General features: G+C 70.9%; 10 protein-coding genes. 3 read left to right on the top strand and 7 right to left on the bottom strand.

Annotated features, from left to right (window positions below; genetic code table 11):
• Positions 1-380 precede the first annotated feature (380 nt).
• Entirely contained in the window at positions 381-4,220 is a 3,840-nt protein-coding gene (locus tag AB0K36_RS33110; RefSeq protein ID WP_364601269.1) for an endo-alpha-N-acetylgalactosaminidase family protein, read from the bottom strand.
• A 232-nt stretch (positions 4,221-4,452) separates the two neighbouring features.
• Between AB0K36_RS33110 and AB0K36_RS33105 the strand changes: the two genes are divergently transcribed.
• Positions 4,453-5,664 (top strand): glycoside hydrolase family 64 protein, encoded by a 1,212-nt coding sequence (locus AB0K36_RS33105; protein WP_364601271.1) that lies wholly within the window; start codon positions 4,453-4,455, stop codon positions 5,662-5,664.
• A 113-nt stretch (positions 5,665-5,777) separates the two neighbouring features.
• On the opposite strand, the gene AB0K36_RS33100 is transcribed toward AB0K36_RS33105, so the two are convergent.
• Positions 5,778-6,287 carry a hypothetical protein gene (locus AB0K36_RS33100; protein WP_189471428.1) on the bottom strand — a complete coding sequence of 170 codons (510 nt, stop codon included), beginning with the start codon at positions 6,285-6,287 and terminating at the stop codon, positions 5,778-5,780.
• A gap of 265 nt (positions 6,288-6,552) precedes the next feature.
• Between AB0K36_RS33100 and AB0K36_RS33095 the strand changes: the two genes are divergently transcribed.
• Positions 6,553-7,176 (top strand): YceI family protein, encoded by a 624-nt coding sequence (locus tag AB0K36_RS33095; protein WP_364601267.1) that lies wholly within the window; start codon positions 6,553-6,555, stop codon positions 7,174-7,176.
• 86 nt (positions 7,177-7,262) lie between these two features.
• Here AB0K36_RS33095 and AB0K36_RS33090 read toward each other — a convergent pair whose 3' ends face one another.
• The 4 genes from AB0K36_RS33090 to AB0K36_RS33075 form a co-directional block, all read right to left on the bottom strand.
• On the bottom strand, positions 7,263-8,450 hold the full coding sequence (locus AB0K36_RS33090) for a S8 family peptidase (protein ID WP_364601265.1): 1,188 nt from the start codon (positions 8,448-8,450) through the stop codon (positions 7,263-7,265).
• Positions 8,451-8,588: 138 nt separating this feature from the next.
• Positions 8,589-9,965 carry a hypothetical protein gene (locus AB0K36_RS33085; protein WP_364601263.1) on the bottom strand — a complete coding sequence of 459 codons (1,377 nt, stop codon included), beginning with the start codon at positions 9,963-9,965 and terminating at the stop codon, positions 8,589-8,591.
• Positions 9,966-10,099: 134 nt separating this feature from the next.
• The gene (locus AB0K36_RS33080; RefSeq protein WP_364601261.1) at positions 10,100-13,189 is read right to left on the bottom strand and encodes a glycoside hydrolase family 3 N-terminal domain-containing protein; all 3,090 of its coding nucleotides are present in this window, start codon (positions 13,187-13,189) and stop codon (positions 10,100-10,102) included.
• Between the two features lie 199 nt (positions 13,190-13,388).
• On the bottom strand, positions 13,389-14,369 hold the full coding sequence (locus AB0K36_RS33075) for a LacI family DNA-binding transcriptional regulator (protein ID WP_364601259.1): 981 nt from the start codon (positions 14,367-14,369) through the stop codon (positions 13,389-13,391).
• A 315-nt stretch (positions 14,370-14,684) separates the two neighbouring features.
• On the opposite strand from AB0K36_RS33075, the gene AB0K36_RS33070 reads away from it, so the two are divergent.
• Positions 14,685-16,544, top strand: coding sequence for a ricin-type beta-trefoil lectin domain protein (locus AB0K36_RS33070; RefSeq protein WP_364601257.1), 1,860 nt, complete (start codon positions 14,685-14,687; stop codon positions 16,542-16,544).
• 47 nt (positions 16,545-16,591) lie between these two features.
• Here the strand turns inward: AB0K36_RS33070 and cimA are convergent, their stop codons facing one another.
• Positions 16,592-18,205, bottom strand: a complete 1,614-nt coding sequence (gene cimA, locus AB0K36_RS33065) for a citramalate synthase (protein ID WP_364601255.1) — start codon at positions 18,203-18,205, stop codon at positions 16,592-16,594.
• Between the last annotated feature and the right edge of the window lie 527 nt (positions 18,206-18,732).

Here is an 18,732-nt window from a genome sequence, read left to right as displayed (position 1 = left end):
TTCGCATGCTGCGCCTCGGTCGCCTTCTCACTCGGCCCGCGCAGCGCCTGCTCACGGATCCCGTGCAGCTCGGCCACCCGGCCCCGGGCATCGGTCGGCTCGCTGGTGGTCTCGTCCAAAACGGTCATGCATCGACCCTACGGATCCGAACAAGGAAACCCTGCCGTCGACTCTGTACAGTCTCGCGCCCGTTCTCCTGTCGGGCTTGAACAGAACCATTCCGCACAGAGCGCCAACCACCAGCTCAGGACGGTGCGGCTTTGTGGAGGTCCGACAAGCATGTGAGCTGAGAGTCGCCTCACAACCAGGACGCGCCGCGTACGCCGCTCGGGTCAATCCGGCGGGCGGCCCAGCGTACCGGGCCGCCCGCCGGAGGGTCCTCAGCTCCCGCAGTGGAAGCGGGCCGCGCCCCAGTCGGCGTGGTCGTTGCCGTTGCCGTCCCCGCCGTCGCCGGCGACCAGCTCGACGTAGTCGGCGCCGGTGACGTCCGCGGTCAGGGACCAGGCCGGGTCGGCGGCCTTCAGCACCGGGGAGGCGCTCTTCTCCGTGCCGTCCGCGACCACGCTGAACCGTACGGTGCCCCGTGAGGTCTGGACGTCGTCCACGCCCACCTGGGCGGTGAAGGACGTGCACTTCCCTCCGAGGTAGTAGCGGATCTTCGCGGGTGCGTGGCTGCCGAGCCCCTTCTCGTACACCACTCCCCCGATCCGCAGCGGGCCGCCGTCACCGGTACCGGTCTCGCCGTTGGACAGGTCCCTCTCGACCGGGCCCCAGCCGTTGGCGGCGGCCGTCCAGTCCAGGTCGCTCGCCCACGCGTCGGCGGTGGGCGGCGGCGGAAGGGTCCGCACGGAGGTGGCCGCGGTGAGCTCGCGGGCCGAGCCGCCCACGGTGTACGTCGCCGTCGAGCCGAGGGAGTACGCGCGGTACTCGGCATCGGCGGGCGGCGTCACCTGCCAGCTGCCGGTGACCTTCGCGCCGGGCGCCACCGTCTCGAACGACACCGGTCCCGCGGGATCCGCCGTCCAGCCCTCGGGCAGCTGGAGCGTCAGCCGCACATCCGCGGCCGCGGTCCGCTCGTCGTTGGTGAAGACGGCCTTGACCTCGTTCTTGTCGCCCGGTTCGAGGGCCTCCCCCGCGGTCACGCCGAGGGTGCCGCACGCCGTCGGCCGCGTGGCCGGGCCGAGCTCGGTGACCGTGAAGCCGTCCATGACGAAGTCGGCGCCCTCCGGCGCGTCCCCGCGCTTCCGCAGCCCGGTCCAGGTGTCGCCGCAGCCCGCCGTCACCGTCTCGGAGAAGTGACCGGTGGTCCGCTGCTGCCCGACGGGCGTACGGCGTCGCTCGACGGAGCCGCCGGCGGCCCGGTCGTAGCCGGTCACCCACTCGTAGGCACCGGCGTGACTGGACTGGTAGTCGTACTCGACCCGGTAGCTGTGGCCGTCCTTCATCGGCACGGTCCAGGGCGCGGTGCGGTACACGAGCCCGGTGTTCTCGTCGTGGGCCTTGAGGGACTCCCTGCCGCCGAGCACGTCGTCGATCAGCTTTCCGTTCCAGCCTGCCTGGGTGTACGGGGCGTGCAGCTGACTCACATGGGTGCGCGGGTCGGTCGTGCCGCCGGCGTCGCCCTTGAGGAACGGTCCCCAGCCCTGGTCGACGGCTTCGAAGTCCTCGTACACGAGCGCGCCCTGCTTGGTCGTGGGCGCGTTGGCGACGATCCGTACGTCGTCGGTCCGGACGCGTGCCGCGCTGCCGGCCGCGGCCTCGATCTTCAGGGTCACCGCGTCGTCGGGCGCGGTGAAGTTGACCTTGGCGCGCTGGAAGTGGGTGCCGTGCCAGTCGGACGCGGCGACCTGGTTCTTGGCCGTGGAGCGTTCGACGGTGACGGAGCTGCCGCCGATGGACAGCGTCGTACGACGGGAGCTGCCCGGCTCGACCTCGATCCACGCGGACGCGGTGTACCGCTCGCCCGCCTCCAGCCCGGTGATCCGCTGGGACACGGACGCGGCGCCGGGCCCTTCGAGGGCGGCGCTGTTGCGGCCGTGGCCGTCGGTGTCGCGGGTGACGCCGCCTGCTGTGGTCCACGCGTCGAGCGAGGCGTCGTTGAAACCGGGGTCGGCGACCGGGCCGCCCTCGCCCCAGCGGGCGTCGCGCTGTTCGGGGGCACGGTCGGGGTAGAGCACGTACGGCTGTCCCGCGGTGGCGGTGAGGCTGATCCGGCCGCCTTCCGGACGTACGGTGCCCGCCTTCACCCGGCCGTTGTCGGTGAGCTTGTAGACGGTGTAGGGCCCGGTGCCGTCCACGGCCCAACTGCTGGTGCCACCGCTCTTGTTGTAGTGGTACAGCTTCTCGCCGCCGGCCCAGGGGAGCAGATAGCGGTCGCCGTCGAGGACCTTGCGGCCGTCGTCGTAGAACGTGCGGCGGCCGTCCTCCACGGTGCCGCGCAGACCGCCGGTGAAGCGGATGTCGTTGCCGTTCCAGCGGGTGATCCGCTCGTGCTGGAGGTACTTGGCGGGCAGGTCACGCTGCCAGATGTTGTCGTAGAAGGCGTTCCAGTCGGTCTCGCCGGTCCAGCCCTCGAAGTCCTCGAGAGCGGTCTGGCCGAGGACCGGGTGGTTGTTCCACACGTCCTTCTCGCCGTTGCGGATGAAGCGGATGATCTGCGAGTTCAGGCCCTTGTTGGTGGCTCCGCCGTAGTCGAGGTCGTTGGCCCAGTGCGACCAGAGCGAGGCCCGCTCGAACTTGTCCGCCCATTCCGTGCCGACGGTCCAGCCCTGCCGTTGCACGGCCTGGATCGTCTTGTCGGCGATCCAGCCGTGCGTGTAGTAGACGTCGATGTAGAGGAAGTCCAGATTGGGGTGCGTCTCGTCGCGCAGCTGCTGGAAGCGGCGGGCGAGGTCACCGCTGTTGATGTCGCGGCGCTGGTCGATGTAGTAGCTCTGGTTGAGCCAGTTCCAGCCGGGCTTCGTCTTGTCGACGAGCTTCTCGTCGAAGGCGTTCGCCTCCGGGTAGGACTCGGTGGCGTTGACGTGCACGCCGAAGTCCGCACCCCACTTCTCGCCGTCCTCGAGCAGCTTGTTGAGGTCGGCGAGGCCGCCGGCGCGCTTGTTGTAGTTGCCGCCGTAGTCCGGGTGGGCGGAGTCGTGGCCCTCGGAGCCGTATCCCTTGAGCACCGCCAGCTGGCCGAGGCCGTCGGTGGCGAGGGAGACGCGCTTGACGTCGTCGAGGGTGCGCAGGAAGGGGTGAGTGGCCTGGCTGGCGAAGTTGAACGGGATGTGGGTGACGACCCTCTCCGGGGTGGCGTCGCTGCCGGGCGCGGTGATGCCGATGGTGCGGAAGGCCACCGCGCCGTCCTGCCAGTCGACCTTCCGGTCGCCGTTGGCGTCGGGGGTGACGACGACCTTCGCCCAGGGCAGGTCCTCGCCGCTCTCCGGCTGCGGCGCGCCGGCCCCCCGGTACGTCCACTGACCGGACCGGACACCGACGCGCAGGGAACCGTCCGCCGCCCTGCGGGCCTGGTGCCAGAAGCGGGCGTCATCCCCGCCGGTCGGTCCGCTGGGCGTGTCGTAGGAGGAGTTGGACTCGACGGCGGCCGCCAGGGCTCCGGTGTTGACGATCGCGTAGGAGGCGCCGACGGGGGCCGTCTCGGCGGGGGTGGCGGCGGTGACGTCCGCGAAGACGTCGGCGGTCCGGGTCGAGTCGGGGTCGAGGCGGGTGAACGCCGTGGCCGCCCCGGGCTCCGTACTGCCGACGGACACGAGGTCGTGGCCGGGTATGTCGATGGTGCCCACCCGGAAGGCCTCGGTGTCGCGTACGGCGGTGACCCTGAAGGTCACCGCCCGCCCGGAGACCTCCAGGACGGCGTCCATCTCCACGCCGGGCAGCGCGGGGAAGGCGAGCGCATAGCGCGCGGAGGACCGCTCGACGCGGGGTGCGCCGACGGGACGGACCGTGTAGGGCTTGCCGTTGAGGGTGACCTCGGTGACCGGCGCGGTGCTGCCGAGCAGCACGGCGCCGGACGCGCGGTCGGTGTACGACAGGACGCGCGGGAAGTCGTCGGCGACGGTGACCGAGAGCAGGCCGGAGCTGATGACGGGCCCGGCGCCGGAGGCGGTCACGGCGCCGGGCCCGTCCGCCGGTGACGCCGGGAACGCGGGCCCGGCCAGGGCGAACACGGCACAGGAGGCGGCGGCCAGCGCGCCGGCCGCACGGAATCTACGAGGCATGGGGCATGGGTAGTCCCCGGCTCCGCGGGCGTCAACGAAGTCGGTGACCGGGGCGCCCGGCAGTCCAACAACCACCGCTCTTTAGTCCAAGTCGCCTGCGGCGGTGACGACTTGTGAACACGCAGACATTCTGAGAGCGCTCTCAGTCACAACTATTGACGTCTGCCCCACCCGTCGCAAGAGTGGGACTCCCCCCACGACAGCAGGAGTTCATCCCGTGATATCCCGCCGTATGTTCCTGACCGGTGCCGCCGCGACCGCGACCGCACTCACCTACCCCGCCTGGGGAAGCGCTCTCAGCCCCGGCGCGGGAGCCGCACCCGCCACCTGCGAACTGGCCCTGGAGAACAAGTCGCTGCCCGGCACGGTCAACGCCTATGTGACCGGCCACGAGGACGGCTCCGGGGACTGGGTGCTGCTCCGCGCCGACGGCAGCGTCCACAAGCCGGCCGATCCGCCGACGCCGCAGACCCCGCTGCCGGTCGACTGCGCCATCCCCCTCAAGGGAGCGGGCGAGGGACCGGTCGTCCTCACCCTCCCCCGGATGTTCGGCGCGCGCGTCTACTTCGTCCGCGACGACAAGCTGGACTTCTTCGTCAACCCCGGCCCCTCGCTGGTCGAGCCGGCGTTCGCCACCCCCGCCGACCCCAACTACGGGCGCGTCTGGTCCTTCTGCGAGTTCACCTTCAACGCGCAGCAGCTGTTCGCGAACATCAGCTACGTCGACCTGGTCACCGCGCTGCCCATCGGCCTCACCCTGACCGGCGACGCGACCCACGCCGTCGCCCCGCTGCCACAGGGGGCCCTGGAGAAGATCGCGGACGACCTCGCCGCACAGGCCGGCCGCGACGGGCAGCCCTGGGACAAGCTGGTCATCCGCTCGGACGCCGGCACGGTGCTGCGGGTGATCTCACCGCAGACGATCATGGCCCCGTACTTCGACCGTCCGGCGGAGATGCCGTTCCGCGACGTCTTCGACGGATACATCGACAAGGTCTGGGAGAAGTACCGCGCGGAGGATCTGCGGGTGGACCTGCAGGGCGGCCGCGGGGTGCTCGCGGGGCGGGTGAGCGGCGACGTGCTCACCTTCGCGGGTGGCCACACCTTCACCAAGCCGTCGTCGCGGGACGTCTTCACCTGCAACCACGGGCCGTTCGCCAACAACCCCGCCGATCCCGACGACAAGAAGGCGCTGCTGGCGCGGATCTCCGCCGCGTTCAACCGCAGCACCCTGCTGACCCATCCCGACCAGCCGAACGGCGCGACGTCGGCCGACTACTACCGCGACCCCACCACGAACCACTGGTCGCGCATCGTCCACGCCAACTCCCCCATCGGCTACGCCTTCCCGTACGACGACGTCCGCCCGGACGGCCAACCGGACGTCTCGGGCGCGGCACACGACGGAAATCCGAAGCGCTTCACGGTGAGCGTCGGGTCCTGATCGCACGTATCACCCGGTAGCACGTGCGGGCGTCCGGTCCGGGGGGCCGGACGCCCGCACGGCTTTTCAGTGCGGTGCGTGTGGTCGGGCGCCGTTCGCGGGGACCGGCCGGATCAGCAGCCGCCGCAGTTGTAGTACGTCACGTCCCAGTGGTTGCCCTCGTCGGCGTAGATGTTTCCGGAGCCGGACCGCCACTGGGGCGCGCCGTCGCCGCGTACGCCGATGTACGTGAAGTTGTTCTTGATGTAGTTACCGACGCACGTGTACTTGGAGTAGTCGAGCTTGTAGCCGTTCCAGTGCGAGTAGGTGCCGCCTGCGTGGCCCGTCTCGGTGCCTCCCGTGATGTTGAGCGCACAGCCGCTGGCGCTCTTGAGCGTCTGGGCGCCCTTCGCGCTGGCGAGGTTGAGCTGCTCGAAGGACGTACAGGTCGGGTTGTTCCGGTCGGAACAGCCGCCGGACGAGGACCAGGTGATCCCGGACGAGCGGAACATCGAGGTCGCCGTGGCATGGCTGATCTTGGTGACGGCGTGCGCGTCGGTCGCCGTGGTGAGCACACCGAAGCCGGGCGCGAAGAGCGCGCCCGTGACGAGCGCGAGTGCGCCGAGGACGGAGCGGATTTTCATGGCGGGGGGATCCCTCCTGCTGATGACCGTGTCTGGACCGTGCTTCCGGTGGGACGGCAGTGCAGGTGGAGCAGGGAGATCGTGCCCGAGTTCTACGCGCGTCCGCCAGAGGGCGGCGGCATCTTCCGGGTGAACCTTCGGACGGATCCCGCGAAACCTTCCCGAGAGATGTTGAAAGTTGTACGGAATAGGTCTACAGTCGAAGTCGTTGAAGCTTAAACAACAGCGCAGGGAGCTCCCCGGCGCCCGTCCCCAAGGAGCAGACATGGGCCTCTTCAACCGCAAGAACAGTGACACCGCCGTCGCCACCGCCCCCGGCGCCCAGGTGGACCCCGCCCTGGCGGCACTGAGCGGTGAGTACACCATCGACCCCGCGCACAGCAGCATCGGCTTCACCGTCCGGCACGCCATGGTCACCAACGTCCGCGGCAGCTTCGGCGAGTACGAGGGCAAGCTGTTCCTCGACGGCACCGAGCCCGCCCGCTCGACCGCCACCATCGACGTGGCCATCGCCTCCATCGACACCGGCATCGCCGACCGCGACGGCCATCTGCGCAGCGGCGACTTCTTCGACGCGGAGAAGTTCCCGAAGATGACGTTCCGTTCGACCGGCGCAGAGCAGCTCGGCGGCGACAAGTACCGGATCAGCGGCGACCTCACCATCAAGGACGTCACGCGCCCCCTCGCCATCGACCTCGAGTTCCAGGGCTCGGCCACCGACGTCTACGGCAACGAGCGGGTCGGCTTCGAGGGCGGCACCGAGATCCTGCGGTCCGACTGGGGCCTGACCTGGAACGCGGCGCTGGAGGCCGGCGGCGTGATGGTCAGCGACAAGGTCAAGCTGACCTTCGACATCTCCGCGATCAAGGCCGCCGCTCCGGCCGCCTGATCACACCGCACGCACCGCCACGGCGGGGCCGGGAACCTTCCCCGGCCCCGCCGGCGCGCGTCCGGAGCCTCTCCGCCGGGGTGATGTCAGAGCCCGCCGGTGTGGAGCAGACGGTTCGGGGAGCCGGGGCTGATCCCGGTGATCAGGTCCTTGCTGGACTTCTCGACGATCCAGGCGGCGACCTCGGCCGCCGTCGCGGTCGGATGCCCCGACTTGTAGAGGGCGGCCACTCCCGCGACGTGCGGGGAGGCCATGGAGGTGCCGTTCATGTCGACACTGCCTCCGCCGAGCTCGGCCGAGACGATCGAGGTGCCGGGGGCGTAGACGGACAGACAGGAACCGAAGTTGGAGAACTCGGCCTCCTGGTCGGAGGCGTTGGTCGCCCCGACCGCCAGCACGCGCTCGGCCGAAGCGGGAGAGACGTTGCAGGCGTTCGTCGCCTCGTTGCCCGCCGCGACGACCGGCAGGACCCCGCCGGCCGCGAGTGCGTCCGCCGCGTCGTTGACCGCCGTGGACCTGCCGCCGCCGAGGGAGGCGTTCAGCACGGCCGGCTGCTCGGCGTTCGCGGCGACCCAGTCCATTCCGGCGATGACGCCCGACAGCGTGCCGCCGCCCTCGCAGTCCAGCACCCGGACGCTCACCAGCGAGGCCTTGCGCGCCACACCGTACGACGATCCGCCGACGGTGCCCGCGACATGCGTGCCGTGGCCCTGGCAGTCCTGCCCGCGCCGCCCGTCGCCGACGGCGTCGTAGCCGAAGACGGCCCGGCCGCCGAACTCGGCGTGCCCGTAGTCGATGCCGGTGTCGAGGATGTACGCGTTGACGCCCTGGCCGCTGCCGGCCGCGGTGAATTCGTCGTCGAGGGGCAGTTCGCGCTGGTCGATGCGGTCGAGCCCCCATGAGGCGGCGGGCGCCAGCGACGACGCGGGCGGAGTGCTCGCGGTGATCGTGGCGTCCTCCTCGACGGCCACGACACCCGGCATCAGCCGGACCTGCTTCAGCTGGTCGGCGGTGAGGTCGGCGGTGAATCCGCGCAGCGCGGTCCGGTAGGTGAACAGCGCGGTGGCGCCGACCTCCCCCATCATCGCGTTGGAGTCCGCGGTGCGGGCGAGGGTCACGATGTAACGCCCCGGTACGGCGTTCGCCGAGCGGTGCAGCGGCGCCATTTCCGGGGCGGGGGCGGAGCGGGCGGTCGCGGACAGCGGGCCGACCGCCGCGAGGACGGTGGTGACGGCGAGGGCGGAGAGGGCTCTGAGCCTGGTTCGATTGCGCATGCACTCGAGACAAGCACGATGCGTAATGATTACCTACTGTCGGTAACCGTTTCGAATCGAGCCCCCACGGTTGCCGTACACCGGGGCCAGGCCTTCAGGTCCGCCCCGTCCGGCGCGGCAATCCGCGCCGGACGGGATCTAGAAGCCTCCGCCGAAGTCGCCACCGCCGAAGCCGCCGCCACCGCCCCAGTCACCGCCGCCACCGAAGTCGCCGCCGCCACCGAAGTCGGACGAGTCGAAGTCGCCGCCGGAGTAGTCGCCGCCGCCGTACTCACCGCCGGTGAACTCGCCTCCGCCGTAGTCGGCCGCGTAGGCGGGGGTGGCGAGCATGTGGCCGAGCATCGTGCCCATCAGCAGGCCGGGCAGGATGCCGCCGCCGAAGTAGCCGCCCGCCCACGGACCGTAGGCGGGCCCGGCCTCCCAGTAGGGACGGCGGCCCGCGCCCGTGTCGACGGTGCGCGCCAGCGGGTCCCGGCCCTCCTCGACGCGGGCCGCGTCGGCCGCGCAGACCGGGACGTCACGTGCCGCCCCGCCCGCCGGCGCCCAGGAGACGTCCTTGACCGACAGGCCGTGGCGCGGGTCGAAGAAGCAGGGTGCCCGGCGCTCGGGGAGGGGCCGTCCCTCGCGGCGCGCGGCCAGTACGGCGAGCGCGAAGCGGCCGTCGTCCAGCGCCTCCGTGACCCCGCGGACGTCGCCGGGGTGCTGCGCGGCGGCCATGCGGGACTTCGCGGTGTCGTACGAGTCGAGGGCCCGCTCGTAGTCGGCGCGCATGGCGTCGTCCGCGCCCTTCTCGGAGGGGTGGAAGTCCAGCCGGTCGAGTTCCTCGCCGAACGCGGTGATGTCCTCGTCGACGACGACGCGGAGGCGTTCGAGGGCGGCCCGCTCCTCCTCCGCCTTCCGGCGGCGCTTGTTGCGGACCATCGTGTAGGCACCGGCACCGCCCGCGGCCGCGACCGCACCGAGGACGATCAGACCGCCGTCCCCGACGCCGTCCTCGTCACCCGATCCGGGGTCCCAGGAGGCCGGAGCGGTGCCGTCGGCCTGAGGCAGGGCCTGGTCGACGAACTTGTCCAGCTGGACCGCGGCGTCGACAGGAGCGCCGCTCTTCACCGAGGCGGTCAGGTTCTCGACGGCCCGGTTCGGCATCACGACGGAATCGGCGCCGGCGTCGAAGCCGTCGCCCAGCCGGACGGCGTACAGGCCGGTGATCCCGGTCTCGGTGCGCAGATTGCGCAGCAGATCGTCCGGCGGGAATTCGGCGGTGGCCGGCAGGACGGCCACGAAGACCGGCTTGTCGGCGTCCTCGATCCGGTCGGCCAGCGAGGCCGCCTCGGTCTGCGAGAGCTGTCCGGTCATGGCCGGGTGGACGTACACCGGGCCCTCTCTCAGGGCCGCGGCGGCATCGGACAGCCCCGACGCCCTGACGGCGGCGCCGGACGCGGGAGTCAGGATCATGAGCAGCATCAGTGTCAGCCCCGCGAGGGCCGACACAAGAGTGAACGGCCGTGTCCTCATACCCCCGACGCTACCCGAAATGGGCGTAAATAAGACATACGTCTGAGCCGTGGGCGAAACAGCCGGGGCGAAATGCTCGGTGAATACTCGACGGCGGCACCCGCCCTGCCGGGTGCCGCCGTCGAGCGATGTGATCAGCCGGCCCGGTAGGCGGCGGTCAGCTTGGCGACCGCTCCCGCCGGATCGCCGGTGAGCAGCAGATGGTCCGCTTCCGCGAACGGCTTCGCCGAGGCCTCGGTGATCTTCCCGCCGATCTTCTGCTGGACGATCAGACGCGCCTTGCCGACCAGCTCCCTGGCCTGCTCCGACCTGCCCTGACCGGCCGCCTGGAGGACCTTCGCCGCCAGGGAGACGGCCTTGAGCGTCAGCTCGCCGCCGCCCGGCGTCCTGCCCAGCGTGGTCAGGCCCCAGCCGTAGGGGAACTGCGGGTCGTACGCGGCGTCGCCGACGTTGATCGGCAGCTGCGCCTCGGACTTCGGCCAGGTGACCGGAAGCTGCCCGGTGAACGGGCGGGTCCCGTACAGGACGTCCGCGACGCCGTCGCCCTCGGTGCCGGGCAGCCAGGACGCGACGAGCGCGTCGATGCCGTCCAGCCGGTCACCGATCAGCTGCGGCCGGCCGGAGACGACGAGGACGGCGCACTTCATCGCTGCGCAGACCTTGTCCACGGCGGCCTTGTCGGCGGCGGTCAGCTCCAGGTCGTGGCCGTTGCCGACATCGCCGATGCCTTCGGCGTACGGGGTCTCTCCGACGACGACCACGCCGACGTCGTAGCCGTCGGTGGCGGCGGAGGCGTCCTTGGAGTAGTCGATCGTGGCGTCCGGAGCGGCCCGCTTCATGCCTTCGAGGATCGTGGTGCCGGTGGTGATCTCACCGGAGGAGCCCTGCCAGCTGATGGTCCAGCCGCCGGCCTGGTTGCCGAGGTCGTCGGCGTTGGAGCCGGCGACGTACACCTTCTGCGACTTCTTCAGCGGCAGCACGGCACCGTCGTTCTTCAGCAGCACCTGCGACCTGGCGACGGCCTCCCGGGCCACCGCGCGGTGCTCCGCCGAGCCGACCTCGTCCAGGTTCCCGGTGTCCGCGTACGGCTTCTCGAAGAGGCCGAGCTTGAACTTCTGGGTCAGGATCCGGGAGACGGCGTCGTCGACGCGGGCCTCGCTGATCCGCCCGGACGTCACCTCGTCCTTCAACGTCCGGGTGAACTCCTGGTAGTGCGTAGGAACCATGATCATGTCGAGGCCGGCGTTGACGGAGGTACGCACGTCGCTCGGGTAGTCGCCGGGGATCTGGTCGATGGCCTGCCAGTCGCTGATGACGAACCCGTCGAAGCCCATCCGGTCCTTGAGGACCCCGTTGATCATCTCGGCGTGGGCGTGCATCTTCACCGGTCCGGCGTCGTCGCCGATGATGTCCAGCGACGAGTACGAGGGCATGACCGTGCCCGCGCCGCGCTTGACGGCCTCCGCGAACGGCGCGAGATGCACGGCCTCCAGTTCCTCCCGGGTGACCTTGGTGACGCCCTGGTCGATCGTGTAGGAACCGGTGGAGGACGAGCCGAACTCGGTGCCGCCGTCGCCGACGAAGTGCTTGGCGCTGGTGAGGACCTTGTCGCCGCGGTCCAGGTCCTTGCCGTTCCGGGCGCCCTGCATGCCCTGGATCACGGTCTCCATGGCGGTCACGAGGGCCGGGTCCTCACCGAAGGCCTCGTAGGAGCGCCCCCAGCGCTCGTCGCGGGTCACGCACAGGCAGGGCGCGAAGTCCCACGGGATGCCGGTGGCGCGCACTTCCTTGGCGGTGACCGCGCCGGTCCGCTCGGCGATCCTGGGGTCGCGGCCCGCTCCGATGCCGATGTTGTGCGGCATGATCGTCGAGCCGATCACGTTGTTGTGCCCGTGGACGGCGTCCACGCCGTAGATCAGCGGGATCTGGTACCGGGTGGCCTGGGCCCGTAGCTGGTAGGTGTCCACCATCTTGGCCCACGCCTCCGGCGTGTTCGGCGTCGGCACCGAACCACCGCCGGACAGCAGCGAGCCGAGGTCGTAGGACGCGATGTCGCCGTGCGTCTTGAGGGCGTTGCGCTCGGCCTGCGTCATCTGGCCGGCCTTCTCCGCGAGGGACATGCGCGACAGCAGGTCGGCGACACGCTTCTTCACCGGCAGCTTGGCGTTCTGGTACGGCAGGCCGTGGGCGTTCACGACGACCTGGGGCGTCTCGGCGGGGGCCTTCGCGCCGGTGACCGTCAGCCGCAGCGGCACGGTCTCCGCGGACTCGGCCGCCCCGTCCTTACGTGTCTTCACGGCGACCGTACGGGACTCCCCGGAGGCGGTGCCCGCCGGGAAGGTGACGGAGCCGGTGACCGGTTCGTAGTCGTCCCCGGCCTCCGCGCTGCCGCCGCCGGCCGTGTACTCGACGGTGACCGGCTCCTCGCTCGGGACGGATCCGGTGGTGGCGACGGAGATCTTCACCTGGGCGGTGCCGCCCTCGTCGACCGGGTACACGGCGGCGTCGGTGACGACCTTGGCCTTCAGGGCCGGGTCGGCCTTCCCGTACAGCTCCATGCCGTCGACGGCGAAGGCGCCGGGGGCGCCGGTGGGGAGGGTGAGCGCCCAGCCCCACATCTCGTTCAGGCCGAGGACCTGGTCGATACCGCCGACCGGCTGGTAGTCGGCGCGGTAGACGAAGTCGGCGAACGGGATCTCGACGAGGTGCCAGCCCTCCCAGTCGTCGGTGAACGAGGTGGTCCACAGCTCGGACGCGCCGCCGTGGGCACCGCCGTCCTTGATCTCGAAGTTGATGCGCTTGCCCGAACCGGGCGGCAGGGGCGCGGTGTTCTGGCCGTACCACCAGAAGCGGATGCCCTTGGATGCCGTCCAGTCCCGGGGCGCCTGGTCGACGGCGTACTCATGGCTGAGGCCGCCCCAGCCGCTGATGTCGTAGGAGCCCTCAAGGACCTTGCTGCCCTCGGGTGCGTCGGCGCGCTCCTTGAACTCCAGCTTCGGCTGGTCGTCGGCGTCGCTGCCCCAGGTGAAGATGCCCTCAGCGGGCGGGTTGGCGAACGGCACCTCGCCCTCGAAGCGGTCGACGGGGACGGGTGCGGGCTCGTCGGCGGCGGCGCTCGGCAGCGCTCCGGCGATCAGCGACCCGAGCACGGCGGTGGCTGCGAGGAAGGCCGTACCCGCCCGGCGGGGTCCGGGGCGTGGTCGTGGCCGGCGTGATCCTGGCATTGCGGCTCCTTCGGTGCGACATGGGTGTGGCGCGGGTGTGGTGCAGGTGCGGCAAGGGGCGGCTCGGTGTCCGGGGTACGGCCGGCCCCGGCGGTGCGGCGTCCGGCACGGCGGGCCGGGTCGAGGGGCGGCCTGCGGCGGCGGTACGGCCGGCCGGTGTCGGCGCGCCGGAGGGCGCCGACCGCCGGCTGGGGGCAGGTCAGCCGTCGGGAGCGGAGCCCCGGACGACGAGCTCGGTGGGCAGCACGACCGGCTCGTCCGGGATCGCCTCGCCGCCGAGCCGCGCGAGCAGCAGCCGGGCCGCGGTCTCGCCCATCTCGCGCATCGGCTGGCGCACGGTGGTCAGTGGGGGCGCGGTGTGCCGGGCCATGGGGATGTCGTCGAAGCCGACGACGGCGATGTCGTCGGGCACGCCGCGGCCGGCGTCCCTCAGGGCGCGCAGCACCCCCGCGGCGATGAGGTCGTTGTGCGCGAAGACCGAGTCGAAGGGCTGCCCGTCGCCGAGCGCCCGCTCGACGGCCTGCCGGCCGGAGGCCTCCGTGAACTCGCCCTCCAGGACGAGAGCATGGGGCAGAACGTCCAGGAACCCGTCCGTCCGGTCGCGTACACAGCCGAAGCCCGCCGGACCGGTGGCGACGAGGGGCCGGGTGCGTCCGGCCGCGAGCAGATGCCGGGCGGCCGAGGCCCCGCCCTCCCGGTTGGTGGTGGCGACGGACGGGAACTCGGGGTGGTGCCCTCGGTCGTCGATGAGGACGACGGGGAGTCCACGGCGGTGCATCGCGGTGATGGTGTCGAGGGTGTTCTCCGGTTCGATGACGAGCAGCCCGTCGAACGCCCTCGCCGAGACCTGGCTGGTGAAGTGGTCGACGGACTCCGCGCCCCGGTTGCAGGTGAAGAGCAGCAGGCCGTAGCCGGCCGCCTCTACGGTGTCGACGACGCCCTGCAGCACCTCACCCATCCAGGGCCACGTGAGCGGCGGCGTCAGCATGGCGACGGTACGGCTGCGGCCGCGTGCCAGACCGACGGCGCCTGAGCTGGGGACATAGCCGAGCGCACCGATCACTTCACGAACACGGGCGGCCGTGGTGGCGTCGACATCGGCCTTGGTGTTCAGCACCCGGGAGACGGTGGTCTTGCTGACACCCGCCTCACGTGCGACGTCGGCGATGGTGACACGCATCGAAGGGCCTCCGCGTCGAGCCTCTGGTACCGGTACCGGAACCGCTGCCGGAACCGGTTCCGGCGTGGTGCGCAGAGTCAACCGCCAGGCGGTCATGCCGTCAATACTTCACACCGAAATCCACTGGATCCCAAGTTCCGGGCGGGTGTGGGGAGTTATGCGTTCAGGATCTGAATGCGCGAAGTCTTGACGGGTGCCGCGTGCGGGAGTTCACTCACGCCCCGTCCCCCACACCTGAGCCGAGAGGTCATGCTCATGGCAAGACTGCTGGCAAGACGATCACGCGGACCGGCACGACGACCGGCACGACGACCGATGAGAACCGTCCGCATCCTGCTGGCCGGCGCACTCGCCACAGCGGGCCTCACCGGCCTCACCACCGGCAGCGCCCAGGCGGCGGGTGAACAGGTGAACATCTGGCTCACCACGACGGACGACAGCGGCGGCCGTCATGTCACCCGCGGACTCCAGCAGCAGAGTCCCCTCAACTTCCAGCCGGGCACGGGCGGTGGCGGCACCGACATCACCGTCGACGAGAACACCCGGTACCAGACGTTCACCGGCGGCGGCGCGTCCTTCACCGACACCGCGGCCTGGCTGATGAAGGGTTCCGGCGCTCTGTCGCAGACGACGCGTGACGCCGTGATGCGCAAGCTGTTCTCGCCCACCGACGGCATCGGCCTGTCGTTCGTGCGCAATCCGATGGGCGGCTCCGACCTGGCCCGCTTCGGCTACACGTACAACGACCTGCCGGCCGGGCAGACGGACCCCGCCCTGTCGAGGTTCTCGATCGCGCACGATCTCCAGGACGTGCTCCCGCTGACGAAGCAGGCCGAGCAGCTCAACCCCTCGCTGACCGTGGTCGCCTCGCCGTGGACCGCCCCGGCGTGGATGAAGGACAGCGGGCAGCTCAACGGCGGCTGGCTGAAGGCCGAGAACTACGGCACGTACGCCGACTACTTCGTCAAGTACCTCCAGGCCTGGCGGGACCAGGGCGTCCCGGTCGACTACGTCACCGCGCAGAACGAGCCGACGTGCTGCGGCGGTTACCCCTCGATGAGCTGGAACGCCTCCGGCCTCGCGTACTTCACCAAGAGCGAGCTGCTGCCGAAACTCGCGAACGCGGGCCTGCCCACGAAGGTGCTGGCGCACGACTGGAACTGGGACACCTACGACGCGTACGCGGCGCAGACCGTGAACGACGCGGCGGTGCGCAGCCATCCGAACTTCGGGGGCATCGCCTGGCACGGCTACGGCGGCAACGTCTCCAAGCAGACGGAGGTCCACAACCAGTACCCGCAGCTGGACGCCTTCCAGACCGAGCACTCCGGCGGCACCTGGATCGCGAACCAGCAGCGCGAGGACATGATGAACATCATCGACTACACCCGTAACTGGGCGAAGTCGGTGACCAAGTGGTCCCTCGCGGTCGACCAGAACCGGGGCCCGCACAACGGCGGCTGCGGCACCTGCGACGGCCTGATCACCGTCCACAACGGCGACTCGCGGCACGGCCAGGTGGACTACACGATCGAGTACTACACGATGGGCCACCTCACGAAGTTCGTGAAGCCGGGCGCCCACCGGATCGCGTCGACCGGCAGCTCGGCGATCCCCAACGTGGCCTGGCGCAACTCCGACGGCTCCAAGGCCCTCATCGCCTACAACGACTCGCCGTCCGCGCAGACGATGACCGTCAACTGGGGCGGACAGCGGTACACGTACTCGCTGCCCGGGAAGACGTCCGCGACCTTCACCTGGTCCGGTACGCAGTCGGGCGGCTCGGAGCAGTCCGGCGCCCTGGTGGGCCTCGGCGGCAAGTGCCTTGACGTGGCGGGCGGTTCCTCCGCCGACGGCACGGCCGTCCAGCTGTGGGACTGCAACGGCTCCGCCGCGCAGCGCTGGACCCTCCGCTCCGACGGCTCGGTGCAGGCGCTCGGCAAGTGCCTGGACGTGACATCGGGCTCGACGGCCGACGGCGCGAAGGTGCAGCTCTACACGTGCAACGGCTCGGGCGCACAGCAGTGGCGCCGCGAAGCGGGCAGCGGGGACCTGGTGAACGTCCCCGCGGACAAGTGCCTCGACGCGTCGGACAACTCCTCGGCGAACGGGACCCGGGCGCAGATCTGGTCGTGCACGGGGGCCGCGAACCAGAAGTGGCGGCTGCAGGTCTGAGGGCAGGGAAGGGGGGCGGCCCGGTCACCCGGGCCGCCCCTCGCGCACTACTCCGTCGGCTCGACGCCGGCGCGCAGCAGACCGTAGGTGTACGCGTCCTCCAGGGCCTGCCAGGACGCGGCGATGATGTTGTCCGCGACGCCGACCGTGGCCCATTCGCCGTTGCCGTCGCCGGTCGTGATCAGCACCCGGGTCGTCGAGCCGGTGCCGTGGCGGCCCTCGAGGATACGGACCTTGTAGTCGACCAGCTCCAGCTTCGCGAGCTGCGGGTAGATCCGCTCCAGGCCCACCCGCATCGCGCGGTCGAGTGCGTTGACCGGTCCGTTGCCCTCCGCGGTGGCGACGATGCGCTCGCCCTTCGCCCAGACCTTCACCGTGGCCTCGTTGGCGTGCGTGCCGTCCGGGCGGTCCTCCACGATCGCCCGCCAGGACTCGGTGCGGTAGTAGCGGCGGGCCCTGCCTTCCGCCTCGGCGCGCAGCAGCAGCTCGAACGAGGCGTCGGCGGCCTCGTAGGTGTAGCCCTGGAGCTCGCGCTCCTTGACGCGTTCGACGACCCGGCCGACCAGCTCACGGTCGCCGCCGAGATCGATGCCGAGCTCCTTGCCCTTCAGCTCGATCGAGGCGCGGCCGGCCATGTCGGACACGAGCATCCGCATGGTGTTGCCGACCAGTTCGGGGTCGATGTGCTGGTAGAGGTCCGGATCGACCTTGATCGCGGAGGCGTGCAGGCCGGCCTTGTGGGCGAAGGCGGAGACGCCCACGTAGGGCTGGTGGGTGGACGGCGTGAGGTTGACGACCTCGGCGATGGCGTGCGAGACGCGGGTCATGTCCGCGAGCGCCCCGTCCGGCAGGACCCGCTTGCCGTACTTGAGCTCCAGCGCGGCGACGACCGGGAAGAGGTTGGCGTTGCCGACCCGCTCGCCGTAGCCGTTGGCGGTGCACTGGACGTGCGTGGCGCCGGCGTCGACCGCGGCGAGGGTGTTGGCGACGGCGCAGCCGGTGTCGTCCTGGGCGTGGATGCCGAGACGGGCACCGGTGTCGGCGAGGACGGTGGAGACCACGGCCTGCACCTGCGCGGGCAGCATGCCGCCGTTCGTGTCGCAAAGGATCACCACGTCGGCGCCGGCCTCGTGCGCGGTCCTGACGACGTTCTTGGCGTACTCCGGGTTCGCGCGGTAACCGTCGAAGAAGTGCTCGCAGTCGACGAACACCCGCCGGCCTTGTTCGCGCAGGTAGGAGACGGTGTCGCGGACCATCTCCAGGTTCTCTTCGAGGGTCGTGCGCAGCGCGAGCTCGACATGGCGGTCGTGGGACTTGGCCACGAGCGTGACCACGGGGGCGCCGGACTCGACTAGCGCCCTGACCTGCGGGTCCTCGGCCGCCTTGCCGCCGGCGCGGCGGGTGGCGCCGAAGGCGACGAGCTGGGCGTGGCGGAAGGTGATCTCCTTCTGCGCGCGGGCGAAGAACTCCGTGTCGCGGGGGTTCGCGCCCGGCCAGCCGCCCTCGATGAAGCCCACGCCGAAGTCGTCCAGGTGCCGGGCGATGGTCAGCTTGTCCGCGACCGTGAGGTTGATGCCCTCGCGCTGGGCGCCGTCGCGCAGCGTCGTGTCGAAGACATGGAAACTGTCGTCGACCTGCGTGTCCTGGCCGTTGGTGGTCATGCTGTCCTGACTCCTGTCGGATGAGTGGCTCCGGAATGTCTGGCTCCACTTGCCCCCATCATCGCGCGCGGCTCGCATTCGGCCGTGGGTGAGGCCGTAAAACGAAAAAACCCCTCGCGGGTGCGAGAGGTCTGCGCGCGGGTCTGGGGCACGGTGCCGCCTGCCGCGGGATTGCTGTCCACGGGTCAGCGGTCACTGCGGACCGGCGCGCTGCTGCCGATAATCATGGCGAACGAGAGCACGGGGGCAGTCTGCCACAGGTCCGCCGGGGGGTGGACGGGAGTCTCACGATGCGGTCGCGCGTGGCGGGGCGGGTCCGCTGCGCGGGGCGGGTCCGCTGCGCGGGCTCTGTCCCCTCCCCGCCCCTTCCTCGAACCGGGCTCCGCCCGGACCCGATACCGCGCTGCGCGCGGTGTTTCGGGGGCTCCTCCCCCTACGCCTGGCGGCGTGGGGGGACCCCCACCGGACCCCCGCGCCTCAATCGCCGGCGAGGCTGAAGTTGCCGGGCAACTTCATCCCGCCCGGCG

The sequence above is a fragment of the Streptomyces kurssanovii genome (genome assembly GCF_040677245.1).
GTDB lineage: Bacteria > Actinomycetota > Actinomycetes > Streptomycetales > Streptomycetaceae > Streptomyces > Streptomyces kurssanovii.
This window is presented reverse-complemented; position numbering and strand designations above follow the sequence as displayed.

Coding starts and splice junctions, on each gene's coding strand:
- AB0K36_RS33110 (WP_364601269.1), bottom strand. CDS start 4,220: ATGCCTCGTAGATTCCGTGCGGCCGGCGCGCTGGCCGCCGCCTCCTGT.
- AB0K36_RS33105 (WP_364601271.1), top strand. CDS start 4,453: ATGTTCCTGACCGGTGCCGCCGCGACCGCGACCGCACTCACCTACCCC.
- AB0K36_RS33100 (WP_189471428.1), bottom strand. CDS start 6,287: ATGAAAATCCGCTCCGTCCTCGGCGCACTCGCGCTCGTCACGGGCGCG.
- AB0K36_RS33095 (WP_364601267.1), top strand. CDS start 6,553: ATGGGCCTCTTCAACCGCAAGAACAGTGACACCGCCGTCGCCACCGCC.
- AB0K36_RS33090 (WP_364601265.1), bottom strand. CDS start 8,450: ATGCGCAATCGAACCAGGCTCAGAGCCCTCTCCGCCCTCGCCGTCACC.
- AB0K36_RS33085 (WP_364601263.1), bottom strand. CDS start 9,965: ATGAGGACACGGCCGTTCACTCTTGTGTCGGCCCTCGCGGGGCTGACA.
- AB0K36_RS33080 (WP_364601261.1), bottom strand. CDS start 13,189: ATGCCAGGATCACGCCGGCCACGACCACGCCCCGGACCCCGCCGGGCG.
- AB0K36_RS33075 (WP_364601259.1), bottom strand. CDS start 14,369: ATGCGTGTCACCATCGCCGACGTCGCACGTGAGGCGGGTGTCAGCAAG.
- AB0K36_RS33070 (WP_364601257.1), top strand. CDS start 14,685: ATGAGAACCGTCCGCATCCTGCTGGCCGGCGCACTCGCCACAGCGGGC.
- cimA (WP_364601255.1), bottom strand. CDS start 18,205: ATGACCACCAACGGCCAGGACACGCAGGTCGACGACAGTTTCCATGTC.